General features: G+C 45.1%; 12 protein-coding genes, 2 tRNA genes and 1 pseudogene. 7 read left to right on the top strand and 8 right to left on the bottom strand.

Features of this window, described 5'->3' with window-relative positions; genetic code table 11:
* The 3 genes and pseudogenes from Q4Q50_RS06255 to Q4Q50_RS06245 all read right to left on the bottom strand — a co-directional run.
* A pseudogene (locus tag Q4Q50_RS06255) lies at positions 1-838 on the bottom strand (transposase family protein); the annotation flags it as partial.
* Positions 839-924: 86 nt separating this feature from the next.
* Positions 925-1,000 (bottom strand) — tRNA-Thr (locus tag Q4Q50_RS06250).
* A 20-nt stretch (positions 1,001-1,020) separates the two neighbouring features.
* Positions 1,021-1,096: transfer RNA gene (locus Q4Q50_RS06245), tRNA-Phe, on the bottom strand.
* 389 nt (positions 1,097-1,485) lie between these two features.
* Here Q4Q50_RS06245 and Q4Q50_RS06240 point away from each other — a divergent pair.
* Positions 1,486-2,037, top strand: a complete 552-nt coding sequence (locus Q4Q50_RS06240; protein ID WP_259503825.1) for a cytochrome b — start codon at positions 1,486-1,488, stop codon at positions 2,035-2,037.
* Between the two features lie 4 nt (positions 2,038-2,041).
* Positions 2,042-2,617: a YceI family protein gene (locus Q4Q50_RS06235; protein ID WP_006082533.1), complete on the top strand. Its 576-nt coding sequence runs from the start codon at positions 2,042-2,044 to the stop codon at positions 2,615-2,617.
* Between the two features lie 86 nt (positions 2,618-2,703).
* On the opposite strand, the gene Q4Q50_RS06230 is transcribed toward Q4Q50_RS06235, so the two are convergent.
* Positions 2,704-2,982 carry an oxidative damage protection protein gene (locus tag Q4Q50_RS06230; protein WP_006082532.1) on the bottom strand — a complete coding sequence of 93 codons (279 nt, stop codon included), beginning with the start codon at positions 2,980-2,982 and terminating at the stop codon, positions 2,704-2,706.
* A gap of 2 nt (positions 2,983-2,984) precedes the next feature.
* The gene (gene mutY, locus Q4Q50_RS06225; RefSeq protein ID WP_311898841.1) at positions 2,985-4,091 is read right to left on the bottom strand and encodes an A/G-specific adenine glycosylase; all 1,107 of its coding nucleotides are present in this window, start codon (positions 4,089-4,091) and stop codon (positions 2,985-2,987) included.
* Between the two features lie 199 nt (positions 4,092-4,290).
* Here mutY and trmB point away from each other — a divergent pair, with 199 nt between their 5' ends.
* From trmB to Q4Q50_RS06200, 5 genes are all read left to right on the top strand, one after another.
* Positions 4,291-5,007: a tRNA (guanosine(46)-N7)-methyltransferase TrmB gene (gene trmB / locus Q4Q50_RS06220; RefSeq protein ID WP_311898840.1), complete on the top strand. Its 717-nt coding sequence runs from the start codon at positions 4,291-4,293 to the stop codon at positions 5,005-5,007.
* A gap of 53 nt (positions 5,008-5,060) precedes the next feature.
* Positions 5,061-5,387, top strand: coding sequence for a YggL family protein (locus tag Q4Q50_RS06215; RefSeq protein WP_006082529.1), 327 nt, complete (start codon positions 5,061-5,063; stop codon positions 5,385-5,387).
* Positions 5,387-6,301 (top strand): glutaminase B, encoded by a 915-nt coding sequence (gene glsB / locus Q4Q50_RS06210; RefSeq protein WP_311898839.1) that lies wholly within the window; start codon positions 5,387-5,389, stop codon positions 6,299-6,301. The genes Q4Q50_RS06215 and glsB overlap by 1 nt, the downstream gene beginning before the upstream one ends.
* A gap of 182 nt (positions 6,302-6,483) precedes the next feature.
* A complete protein-coding gene (locus Q4Q50_RS06205) occupies positions 6,484-7,305 on the top strand; it encodes a YggN family protein (protein ID WP_259540874.1) in 822 nt (273 codons plus the stop codon).
* Between the two features lie 449 nt (positions 7,306-7,754).
* Entirely contained in the window at positions 7,755-8,696 is a 942-nt protein-coding gene (locus Q4Q50_RS06200; protein WP_006082526.1) for a LysR family transcriptional regulator, read from the top strand.
* A 671-nt stretch (positions 8,697-9,367) separates the two neighbouring features.
* Here Q4Q50_RS06200 and Q4Q50_RS06195 read toward each other — a convergent pair.
* The 3 genes from Q4Q50_RS06195 to rdgB all read right to left on the bottom strand — a co-directional run bounded on the left by Q4Q50_RS06195 (position 9,368) and on the right by rdgB (position 13,154).
* The gene (locus Q4Q50_RS06195; RefSeq protein WP_311898838.1) at positions 9,368-11,218 is read right to left on the bottom strand and encodes a DUF885 domain-containing protein; all 1,851 of its coding nucleotides are present in this window, start codon (positions 11,216-11,218) and stop codon (positions 9,368-9,370) included.
* A 152-nt stretch (positions 11,219-11,370) separates the two neighbouring features.
* Complete coding sequence (gene hemW, locus Q4Q50_RS06190; RefSeq protein WP_311898837.1) at positions 11,371-12,537, bottom strand: radical SAM family heme chaperone HemW; 1,167 nt, start codon at positions 12,535-12,537, stop codon at positions 11,371-11,373.
* Positions 12,537-13,154 carry an RdgB/HAM1 family non-canonical purine NTP pyrophosphatase gene (gene rdgB, locus Q4Q50_RS06185; protein WP_311898836.1) on the bottom strand — a complete coding sequence of 206 codons (618 nt, stop codon included), beginning with the start codon at positions 13,152-13,154 and terminating at the stop codon, positions 12,537-12,539. Before rdgB ends, hemW begins: the two co-directional genes overlap by 1 nt.
* Between the last annotated feature and the right edge of the window lie 94 nt (positions 13,155-13,248).

Genomic DNA, 13,248 nt, shown 5'->3' with positions numbered 1-13,248 from the left:
TGACCGACTATCTTACGAGAACTGGCATCGGTGACCAGTGACAGGTAGTGCACACCTTGGTCTGACTCAAGATAGGTGATATCGCTGACCAGTACATGCTCTGCATCATGCAGTCCTTCCTCTTTCATTAAATTAGGATGCTTCTTCATCCAGTGTTTGCTGAACGTGGTTTTTGTGTAGCTTTTCTTCGGTTTAACCAGTAAACCTTCACTTCTCAAATAGGTAAAGAACCCATCTCGCCCGAGTTTAATATCGTGCTCAACCAGCCTGGATTTTATCAACGTGTAGAGCTTACGGGCCCCTAACCTTGGCATATATTTACGCCAGTACTGAACCCAGTCTTTGATGACCGATAGTTCAGCTCTACGACTTTCCATTCGCGCAACTGCCTGATAAATACCTTGCCTCGACATACCCGCAGCACGACATGCGGCTGCGAGGTTTATTTCTCCGTTGCCTTTTGCTTGCCAGACGTACCGGATAAGTACTTTTTTCTGAGGCCAGCTCCATATTCATTGTCCATGATATCAACCATGCCATTGAGGATTTGGTTACGCAGTTTCTCTTCTGCTAACTCACGTTCAAGGCGCTTGATCGTTTCGGCAGGGGTTTCTTTTGACTTAGGCATAAGGGGATGCTGAAAAGGTTTCGACCAATCGAGTCTACCATGTTTTCTAAGCCAAACGAGTACAGTTGAACGGCCTTGAATACCAAAATGGGCTTGGGCTTGTTTGTACGTCATTTCGCCTTTTTCAACACGCTCTACAACGCCTAATTTAAAGGCTAAGGTGTAATCTCGTTGTGTGCGCTTACGGCTTGAGTTAATTGATGTTGTCATAAAGAAGTCCTCTTTATGTCAACGTATTTCAGGACGGGACAAACAGAAACAAAAAAGCCACTCATTGAGTGGCTTCGTTGTTTATATGGTGCCGGCACCAAGAGTCGAACTCGGGACCTACTGATTACAAGTCAGTTGCTCTACCAACTGAGCTATGCCGGCTAAACTTTACTGCAAAATGATGGTGCCCGAACCCGGAATCGAACCAGGGACACGAGGATTTTCAATCCTCTGCTCTACCGACTGAGCTATTCGGGCAACTAAACTAAGTGTTAGTTAACTACTTTGAACTCGTTGGCTGAGCCGTCTCGTTCGAAGTGCGGCTATATTAGCTAGGGAGTTTCACCTCTGCAAGTGCTTTTTCCCAATAAATAACTCGTTCGGCGGTTTAATGTGCATCTTGGCTGTTTTTTATCTCTTATTTTGTGAATTCAGGTCAATTTCATTCGTTGACTGTATTTTTCAAGTCAGGGGGATGCTGATGTTTACTATAGATTTGTGCTCATAAATCCTAATTTTCGGCTTACTTTCTAAAATTTAGAAAGATATGAGCGATTTTTACTGATTTTAGTTTTTAAAATTAGACTTATGATAATGAATATTATTTCATGGATGGCATGAAGAAAACGCGAATACGGAGTCGCAGTATGTTTCGAAATAGTAAGTTGGCTTATGGGATAACCGCAATTGTGACTCATTGGCTGAGTGCGATCGTCGTCATTGGGTTGTTTGCGGTAGGTGTGTGGATGGTGGAGTTAACCTACTACAGCGCATGGTACAAGACAGCGCCACATCTACATAAGAGCGTCGGGATTTTACTCTTGGCAGTGACGTTATTCCGCTTGTTGTGGCGCTTAGTGAATCCTAAGCCCGTACCAGAGGCGAATCATAAGCCTTGGGAGAGGCAGGCGGCTCATATTGCGCATTTAGCTATTTATGTATTGCTGCTGGTGATCATGTGTGCCGGCATTCTTATTTCAACGGCAGAAGGCCGTGGAATTATGGTGTTTGACTGGTTTGAACTACCAGGATTTGGACCTTTTTTTGAAAACCAAGCTGATATAGCAGGCGATATCCACCAATACGCAGCTTATAGCTTAATCGCACTCGTGGTAATTCACGCTGCAGGTGCGTTAAAGCATCACTTTATCGATAAAGACGCAACTTTACTCAAAATGATTAAATTTAATCGAGGATAACACAATGAAAAAGCAACTGTTAAGCGCACTGATTGGTGCATCTCTATTGGCTCCGATGGCGGCTTCAGCGGCGGACTATGTCATTGACCGTGAAGGAGCACATGCCTCTATTACTTTCAAAGTGAGCCACTTAGGTTATAGCTATGTCGTTGGCCGCTTTAATGATTTTAGCGGCGACTTTAGCTATGACGCGGCTAAACCCACTGCGGCTAAAGTGAATGTAACAGTAAATACGCTTAGTGTGGATTCAAACCACGCCGAGCGTGACAAGCATATTCGTAGCGCCGATTTCCTAAACACGAGTAAGTTTGCGCAAGCGACGTTTACCTCAACCACAGTTGAAGATAAAGGTAATGGCGACTTAGTGATTAACGGCAACTTAACCTTAAATGGTGTCACTAAGCCATTAGCGATCAATGCCCATGCTGTGGGCGAAGGTCAAGATCCTTGGGGTGGCTACCGTGCCGGTTTTACTGGCACAACCACGTTTGCGATGAAAGATTTCGGTATCAAAATGGATTTAGGCCCAGCATCAAGCCATGTTGAGTTAGATCTTGTGGTTGAAGGCGTGCGTAAGTAACGTTCAGTTATTCTTCACGAGATGAATAAACAAAAAGCGCCGAAAGGCGCTTTTTTGTGGGCTTTATCATTAGGTTAACGATAAAATTAATCTTGGTCTTTTTCAGGCACAAAACCTTCAATTTCTACTTCTTTACCTTCAAAGAGGAAAGAGGTCATTTGCTCTTCAAGAAATTTACGATCATCAACATTCATCATGTTGAGTTTCTTTTCGTTAATCAGCATGGTTTGCTTTTTTTGCCATAGGCCCCAAGCTTCTTTGCTGATGTTATCAAAAATGCGCTTACCTAAATCACCTGGATACAGTTGAAAGTCTAGGCCGTCGGCTTCTTTATTTAAATATACGCAATTGACTGTACGCGCCATGATTATTCCTTACTGACTGTGGATTGAACGAGTGATCCCAAATTGGCTAGCACGCGCTCGGTGGCGGCGGCGAGTCCCACTTTGGAAGGATGACTTATGTTATACCAGAGAGACTGATTTTGTTCCATGACAGCGCCCACGCTCTGTTTATTGCCGTGGGTTTTATCGCCATGAGTTTTATCTAAATTAAGCATCATGGGCTGAATATCTAAATGGAAGTGGCTAAACGTGTGCCTAAAGCCAGTTAGCCATTCGAGTTGTTGCCCAGCAAACCCTTGCTCTTCGAGGTGGGTTTCAAGTGCGGCTTGGGTGGTAAACTCAGGGAAACACCAAAGTCCGCCCCAAATTCCCGCTGGCGGACGTTTAGCTAAAAACACTTGGTTGTCTTGCATTAGCACTAACATCCACGCCGCTTTGGTCGGTATGGTTTTTTTAGGCTTCTTGCCGGGGAAATCGGTTTGTCGGCCAATCAGCTGAGCTTTGCAATCAATCGCTACAGGGCAAGCGGCGCAGTTAGGTTTGCTACGAGTACAAATACTGGCGCCGATATCCATCATGGCTTGATTATATTTCTGAATATCTTGCTGCGGCGTATACGTGTCAGTCAGCTGCCAAAGCTGCGCTTCGACCGTTTTTTGCCCCGGCCAACCGGCGATAGCGCCGTGTCGTGCTAACACGCGTTTGACGTTACCGTCGAGAATGGGGTGATGCTGGCCAAGAGACAGTGACAATACCGCGCCTGCTGTCGAGCGACCAATACCCGGCAGAGCCAGTACTTGCTCAAAATCCGTTGGAAATAATCCCTGATAATCGTCGCGGATCATCTTGGCCGCTTTATGCAGATTACGCGCCCTAGCGTAATACCCAAGGCCGGTCCAATGATGTAACACCTCATCATCTGGCGCGTTAGCAAGTGCTAACACATCGGGAAAACGCACCATAAATTTAAGGTAATAGGGAATAACAGTCGCAACCTGAGTTTGTTGCAGCATGATTTCAGAAACCCATACGCTATATGGGGTTTTATCTTGCTGCCAAGGGAGAGTTTTACGACCGTGATTGTCGTACCAAGAGACGATACGTGTAGCGAAGGAGGCTGTAGATTTCATCGGCGCAGTGTAGCGGCAGTTATCTTCTTAGACAAGCTCAAAGACAAGTGGATAAGGGCTAAAAAGCCGAAAATCACTGCTAAATTCGCACTCTCAAATAATCTTGGTATACTTTCGCCCCATTAGTGCTTGCACTGTATGTTGAACTTTGGATAATGCCCTTCTTTTATGATGGTGCTGTCCACTAGACGAGGCAAAAATGAGCGAAGTCACTACCGCTGAATTTAATGAAGAAGGCAAGTATCTGCGTAAGATCAGAAGCTTTGTCCTAAGAGAAGGTCGCTTAACTAAAGGCCAAGCACAAGCTATTGAAAGCCAGTGGCCAACAATGGGGTTAAATTACAGCCCAACGCCATTGGTTCTGAGCGACGTTTTTGGCCGTGAAGCCGATACTGTGCTGGAAATTGGCTTTGGCATGGGCGCCTCTTTAGTGCAAATGGCTAAAGACGCACCAGAGCAAAATTTTATTGGTATTGAAGTGCATAAACCGGGTGTCGGTTCTTGCTTAAGCGATGCCGCCATCGCGGGAGTGACTAATTTACGTGTGTATCATCATGATGCCATGGAAGTATTAGAACATGCGATTGCTGACGGTTCATTAGCCCGAGTGCAATTGTTTTTCCCCGATCCTTGGCATAAGAAACGTCACCATAAGCGTCGTATCGTACAAGCTGAATTTGCTGAACTGATCCGCCGCAAGCTAAAAATTGGTGGCGTGTTCCATATGGCAACCGATTGGGAAGAATACAGCGAGCATATGTTGGAAGTGATGCAAGCGGCTCCTGGTTATAAAAACCAGTCGAGTGACGGCACTGTGGTACCACGTCCTGATCATCGCCCACTGACAAAGTTTGAAGCCCGCGGCCATAGATTGGGTCACGGTGTATGGGATCTGATGTTTGAGCGTATCGCTTAATCTAGATATTTCAATTGATTAATTAGTTTTTTAACACAACGGGGAAAGTCACTATGGCAACTAATCGTAGCCGTCGTTTACGTAAGAAAATGCGCGTTGATGAATTCCAAGAGTTAGGTTTTGATATGGCTTGGACTTTTGATGCATCAGTATCAGAAGCCGATATCGATGCAACTGTAGATAAATTCATCGATGAAGTGATCGAAACCCGTAAGTTAGGTTTCCATGGCGGCGGTCACATCGAATGGGAAGGCATCATCGCAACCCAAACGATCGGCAAATGTACCGAAGAAGATATTGCTGCAGTTAAGGCGTTCTGGGCGAACCAAAAAGTGTCTCAGGTTGAAGTTAGCGAACTGTACGACATTTGGTGGGGTTAATGCCCGAGTTGGCATTACTTGAGGAAGTGGTCGAGAAAGTTCGACCCTTGCTCGGCCAAGGAAAGGTTGCAGATTACATCCCCGCACTGGCCAGCGTTGATGCTGGCAAAATAGGCATTGCCGTCACAACCGTTGATGGTGAAACCTTAGGTGCGGGCGATTACCTTGAGCCGTTTTCGATTCAAAGTATTTCCAAAGTTTTCAGCTTAACCTTAGCGTTAACTTTATATGAAGAGGCCGAAATTTGGAGCCGAGTTGGCAAAGAACCTTCGGGCCATTCATTCAACTCTTTAGTACAAGTCGAGTTAGAACGTGGCAAGCCGCGTAATCCATTTATCAATGCTGGCGCGTTAGTGATTGCTGACTTATTGCAGAGTCGTTTAGGTGCGCCTAAACACAGAATGCTCGAGCTAGTCAGGCAACTAAGCCAAAACGATAAAGTCAGTTTCGATAAACAAGTGGCAGATTCAGAATATCAGCATAGTGCGCGCAATGCGGCGATTGCTTATTTGATGAAGTCCTTTGGTAATTTTCAAGGCGATGTTGATACTGTGCTACGCACCTATTTTCATTACTGCGCCTTAAAGATGAATTGCGCTGACTTGTCTAAAGCCATGTTGTACTTGGCTAATCGCGGCAAAAGCATAATTGGGACTGAGCTTATCTCTCAGGTGCAAACTCGGCAGCTTAATGCCCTGTTGGCGACTTCGGGCCTATACGATGGAGCGGGCGAGTTTGCCTATCGTGTCGGTATGCCTGGTAAAAGTGGTGTCGGTGGTGGCATCATTGCCGTTATTCCTGGGGAACTGTCGATTTGTGTTTGGTCGCCAGAACTCGATGGCAATGGCAATTCGCTTGCTGGCACTGCCATGCTTGAGCATTTAAGCCAACGCCTTGGTCGTTCCATTTTCTAGTTTTACTTCACGTTTTTATTAGCACTATCAGACTAAAAGTTAGCGAATTTCGCTAATGACCTTTTAGTGCTAACTTTCCTAAATCCAACATAATCATATTGTTATAAAGTTGGCACGTCTCCTGCTATAAGCTATTCAGTAGTTTAGGTTTATCGAATTATTCAGATTAAAGGACGAACAACATGAAATTAAATAAGCTATTAACTGGATTTGCCTTATCCGGCGTGATTTTAGGGACATCTGGCCTACAGTTGGCGCAAGCGCAAACAGAGCCTAAAGTCGATGAACGTTGTGAAGTCTCTTTAAATTATGACGTTATGGTTGAGCCTAAAAAATTAGTCATGAGCGAGAAGGGCACCGAAAAGTATCGCATCGAAGTCGATAAGTTATTTGTTGAAGGCAAACAAGTAAACTTAACCGATAAGCAAAAAAAGCTAGTGACTCAATACGCCGATGAAGTGTCGACGCAAGTGCCTGAAGTGATTGAAGTCGTGAACGAGGCCGTCGCATTAGCTTCGCAAGCGGTGAGCATGGCGTTAACCCCTTTAATGGGCGATGCGGCCGGTGCTAAATTCGATGAAATGATGGCAGGCGTCCAAAAGCGTGTTGATTCAGTTGCCTACCGTCATGGCGATAGCTTCTATCTCGGCGCGACGGAGGACTCGATTCAGAACACCTTTAACGACGAATTCGAGCAGGAAATGGAGCAAATTGTTCAGAACTCAGTCGGTACTATTATGATGACCATAGGTGGCCAAATCATGTCGGGTGACGGTGATAGTTTTGAAGCCAAGATGGATGCCTTCTCCAAAAAAATGGACAACTTAGGCCAAGATATTGAGCAACAAATTGAGAGTCAATCTAAGGGACTGGAAGCTAAAGCTGACCGTTTGTGCGACCGATTTGAAAATCTGTTAGTGCTTGAAAATCAATTACGCCAAGAGGTACCAGAACTCGCGCCTTATGCGTTGACACAAAACTCAACCAAGGAGCTGCGTGAATAGTTCTTGTTAATCGTCCTTACTAATAGTTTTTGTGAATAGCCCTTGGTTTTAACTGCAATAACTTCTATCTCCTTGTGCATGAGTCAAATTTGAATGCTACGCCCCTAGTCAATTTATCGCCTAGGGGCTTTTTTATTGGCTAATTCTTAGTGGCGAAAGCTATGAGGATAAAGTCGATGTGGCTTGTAGGCTTGGCTTGCAGCGATTTAGTTCGGAATGTTACAGTCTAGAGACGAATATTTGGTATACTCTTAAAATATAATTAAAAGCTGGCATATCAGTCAGATATAACACCCTACTTTAGTGGACTTTTTCGGTCTAAATCTCTGCGTTATATCACTTTAATGCGAGATATCAATGCTATGGTTATTTTTAAGCGATGATTACGCTAACCACTGCTATTCACCGAAAGTTAATATCATTGTCGTAAACAGCTTAAGGCGACTTCCATGTTAGAACTGTTAGAACCTATTGCGATTTTTACTCATGTGGCCAGAGCTGGTAGTTTTAGTGCCGCCGCAAGAAGGCTTGGGATTTCTAAGTCTAAGGTCAGTACACAAGTCGCCGATCTTGAACATAGACTTGGTGTTCAATTAATCCAACGTACCACCCGCAGCTTAAGCCTGACTGAAGCAGGGCATTTGCTGTATCTGCAAGGTGAAGAATTGCTGCGTGACGCTGAACAAGCGATAGCCAGCGTGCATAACTTAAATGATGCGACCCGCGGCGTGCTTAAGGTGGGGATTTCCCAGTCCTTTGGGGTGATGCATATCATTCCTGCGCTGCCATCCTTTATGGCAAAACATCCTGAGCTTGAGCTACAAGTGAGCTTACTGGACCATAAAGTAGATGTCGTGAGTGAAGGCTTAGATTTATTGTTAACTATGTCGGAGCAATTACCGCTTGGTATGGTTGCTAGACCTCTGATGAAGTGCCAATTCCTGTTAGTTGCTTCTCCTGGCTATATTGCTCAACATGGCGAGCCAACTCGACCTGAGCAGTTAGTTGACCACAATTGTTTGGTCTATCAAGGCGAGTGGCACGAGCACAGCATGTGGCAATTTAAGAAGGGTGATGATTACTGTGAAATTGGCGTATCGGGCAATTTCAGGGTGGATAACGCACCGGCCTTAAAATCTGCTGCAATCAGTGGTCTCGGGGTTGTGTATCTTGCAAGTTATTTGATGGAAGATGAAATTGCCAAGGGAACATTAGTGCCTTTACTGAAGGATTGGCAATTGACCCACCATCTGCCATTGCAGGCGGTTTATCCCCGTCGTAAGCACTTAGCACCTAAGGTCAGTTCTTTTATCGAATTCATCAAAGATCACATAGGCACGCCGCCGTATTGGGATGCGCCCTATGTCGAATTATTCAGTAAACGTCAGTAGAATAGGAAACATTGTTCTCAAAACCAGTTCTATGTGATTTCAAATTAACCAAGCACTTTTATGGCTATTTAAAATCAATACTTTAGATTGAGTTGATGAGTACATTTGCTGATGATTTTTTAGGGTGTTCTAAAGCACTTTTTTATAACACCCTTGAACTCTGTTCTTAATTGAATACAATGGTAACAGTTGATTCGGAATGACCTGAGTCTTATACGTTTATTGGAAATGACCCCTTTCAATTTTTGTGTACAGGTCGGCATTAATGCAGTTTTGGATCACAGCCAACAGAAGTTTGAGAACTAAAACAATGTTGGCTCTTTAAACCATCATCCTAGTTTTTGGTTTACCTCAGCCTTATCGCTGAGGTAATTTTTTATTGATGGTTTGTGCAGCCTTGAGCACAAGTTTTGTCTCCCTGTACCCTAAAGTCGCAACTGTGTGTTAAGTGATGTGAAAGCGAGTGCTAAAGCATAAATTAATACAACAAATATAGTGACCCACAGTGAGAAGGGTTCTGTTATCTAACGGGATAATGGTACCAATAAAAAAGCCACTTTCGAGTGGCTTTTTTATTGGGCGTAGATATATATGTCGCTTTAGTCGTGAAGCAGGTTAACAATGCTTCACGACCAGGCATTAAGGTATTAAGGCATTAATACATTAGGGTATTAGGCCTTCTTCTTGCTGGCTATCCAGAGATCGACTTGTTGCTCTAGCACATCCAGTGGCAATGCGCCGTTAGCAAGTACTAGCGTATGGAAGTCGCGGATATCAAATTGACTGCCAAGCTGTTGCTCTGCTTTATGTCTGAGTTCCAGCAGCTTAATCATGCCCACTTTATAGGCTGTCGCTTGTGATGGCATAACGATATGGCGTTCAACCATTTTCACCGCATCCGATTTAGCATTGGGCGTATTATCCACGTAATAGGCAATGCCTTGCTCTCGGGTCCACTTTTTAGCGTGGATACCAGTATCAACGACTAAGCGACATGCACGCCATAGCTCCATTGCTAGGCGACCAAAGTCAGAATAGGGATCGGCGTAGAGTCCCATTTCTTTCGGGAAAGATTCGCTATATAAACCCCAGCCCTCGATATACGCGGTATAGCCACCAAATTTGCGGAACTTAGGAATATTTTGCAGCTCTTGGGAAATGGCGATCTGCATGTGATGACCCGGAATACCTTCGTGGTAGGCCAGCGCCTCCATTTGGTATTTCGGCATGGCTTTCATGTCATATAGGTTTGCATAGTAGCTACCTGGACGCGAGCCATCCGGCGCAGGTTGCTCATAGAAGGCTTTACCCGCGGATTTTTCTCTAAAGGCTTCAACCTGTTTCACTATCATGGCGGCCTTAGGTTTTACTTTGAACACTTCATCTAAGCGCGATTTCATATTGTCGATGAGCTTAGTCGCCTCAGCTAAATAGGCGGCTTTGCCTTCGGCGGTATTGGGGTAGTAGAACTGGGGATCGTCACGCATGAAGCTAAAGAATTGCTGTAAATCGCCTTTAAAATTGACCTTCTTCATAATGGCGCGCATTTCATTATGAATACGTTCCACCTCAGAAAGGCCTAAGTCATGGATTTGATCGGCGGTCATATTTGTGGTGGTAGTGCGGGCCAAAGCATTATTGTAAAAGGCCGCGCCATTAGGGAGTTTCCACGCACCATCGCGGTCGTCAGCTCTGGTTGCTAAGGTTTTGATGTAACTGATGAGCTTGTTATAGGCGGGCTCGACTTGAGTTACTAGTGCATGCTCAGCCTGTTGAATCAGTGCTTGCTTTTCCGTTTCTTTAATCGCTAATGCGTTCACTTTACGGCGAAAATCTGCGAGTAGCGCGCTGTCGTCGCTCTTATCAAAAGGCGCACCTTTGATGATGTTTTGGCTGTCTGAAATCACATAAGCGAATACAAACTTAGGCGCAATAATGCCTTTATCTGCGCGGACTTCTAAAACTGTCTGTAATTGACTTAAACGTTTAGGCACGCCATTCAAGCGGCTGATATAGGCCTTGGCATCGCTGGCATCGGTAATTTGATGTTGGTTAATCAAGAAGGAGGCGATCATAGAGTGGCCGCCATGCATCTGATTCACAGGGTAATTATGGTAGCGCCATTGGTCATCTTCGATGTCATTTTGCAGATTTTGTTTGAGTAAGGTGAGGCTGAGGTTTGTTTGTGGATCGAGTTTGGCCGCATCAATCAGATTGACCTGCGCCAGTTGTTTTTTTGTGCGTGCTAGGGCTTTATCATCGGCGGCATCACCCAGTTCATCCCATTTATCATAGTCTAGCTTGATCCCCATATAGGTTTGCGAAATAGGGCTCGCCATGATGTTTTCCATGAAGATGGTTTCGAACAACGCATTGGCTTTGTCTGACTCGGTTTGCACCACTGCATTCATAGGTTCACTTGCACTGTGTAAGGCTGGCGAAGTTGATGCTGCATACGCGGGAATGGTCAGCAGAGCTGAAAGGGTCAGTGCGACTAAGCTGATTTTAGTTTTTATTGGCATGATCAGGCTTCCTGGATTGAGTTGCATCAATTCTAAAGAAGCGGAACAAGAATGTATGGATATTAATGTTAGAAAATGTGTTAGCAGTAATAGTATTAAACTGCACTATTGACCACTAACACATTATTTATAGAGCTATTTTAACGGCAGACTTAGCAGAATTGTGTCAGTAAATCATTAACAAACATATGACCTTTACTGGTTAATTGCCAATGTTCAGCGGATTCTGTCAGTAAACCGCGCTGTTTGGCTTTTTCCATTCCTTCGGTCAATGTGTCTCTGTGCTGTCCGGTACGCAGTTCAAATTCTTGCTTAGGGATAGGTGTCATCAGACGCAGGCGATTCATTAAATATTCGAGCGCGCGATCTTCCTCCGCCACTTCAATCGATTCGAAGGTGTAGTTATTGGCACTGAGATATCCCTTGGGATGTTTAATTTTTACCGTGCGTATGATGCGGTTTTCTTCCGGCAAGGTCACCTTACCGTGGGCGCCACAGCCTATGCCTAGATAATCACCAAACTGCCAGTAGTTGAGATTGTGCCTACATTGATAACCGGGTTTTGCGTAGGCAGATATTTCGTATTGCTCATACCCTAATGCTGCCAGCTTTTGTTGACCTTGCTCATAGATATGCCAGAGCGCTTCGTCATCGGGCAACTGCGGTGGTTTTGAGTGGAATAGGGTGTTGGGCTCAATTGTTAACTGATACCAAGATAAATGCGGTGGATTGAGCGCCGCTGCCGTGTCGATATCGGCCATCGCTTCAGCAAAACTTTGGTTCGGTAATCCATGCATTAAATCAAGGTTGAAACTTAAGTATCCCGCTTGACTGGCTTTTTGAGCAGCGACTTGTGCCTCGTTTTGATCGTGAATACGTCCAAGTAAGTTGAGCTTATCCTTAGAAAAACTCTGCACACCGATAGATAAACGGGTAACACCTGCTGCACGATAGGCACTAAAGTCATCGTGTTCCAAGGTGCCAGGGTTGGCTTCCATGGTGATTTCGATATTGTCACTAAAGGGGATTAGCGCATTAGCACCATCGAGTATGCGTTTGATTTGCAAAGCATCGAATAAGGATGGTGTGCCACCACCGATAAAGATGGTATGGATCTGCCGCCCTTGGACCAGATGTAAGTCTTGGCGTAAGTCTTCCAATAGCGCATCAACATAGGCTGCCTGTGGCAGCTCACCATTTTGACCATGGGAATTAAAGTCGCAGTAAGGACACTTTTGTACGCACCAAGGAATATGGATATACAGACTGAGTGGCGGCAGTTCGAGCTTCATCGCAGTAGTCATGGCTGTTGACGACATTATTGTGCATTCCCGCCAGTTAATACGCCTTGGGCTTGCATGGCAGCGATGAGTTGCACTAGGGCTTTACCACGATGGCTTAAGGCATTTTTCTTGTTGCTGCTGAGCTCCGCCGCGCTACATTGATAATTTTCAGGGATAAAAATCGGATCGTAACCATGGCCATTGTCGCCACGTTGGTTAAAGTCGATTTGGCCTTCCCATGCGGCTTGGCAAATAATTGGGGTTGGATCTTTGGCGTGGCGCATATACACCAGCACGCATTGGAATCGCGCACTGCGAGGTGCTGGCTGGTCTTTTAATGTTTCAAGTAGTTTCAATACGTTGTCTTGATCTTTGGCATTCTCGCCCGCGTAACGCGCTGAATAAATGCCGGGAGCGCCTTGGAGTAAATCCACTTCTAAACCTGAATCATCGGCAATGGCCGCAAGTCCGGTGATTTCGGCTGCATGCCTGGCTTTGATAATGGCATTTTCGACAAAAGTGGTGCCCGTTTCGGCCACTTCGCTGACATTAAATTGGCTCTGCGGCAGTACAGTGACACCGTAGCTGGCGAGCATTTGATCGAATTCGGCGAGTTTGCCTTTGTTGCCACTGGCGAGGACGATTTGTTGCATGGAACACCTATATCATTGGGGCGACTTATACTGCGGCAATGATACCCAAGCTGAGGGCTAAAGGACAGGAAAAGGGCGGACGGTACTGACTTGT

The sequence above is a fragment of the Shewanella scandinavica genome, assembly GCF_031932065.1.
Lineage (GTDB): Bacteria > Pseudomonadota > Gammaproteobacteria > Enterobacterales > Shewanellaceae > Shewanella > Shewanella baltica.
This window is presented reverse-complemented; position numbering and strand designations above follow the sequence as displayed.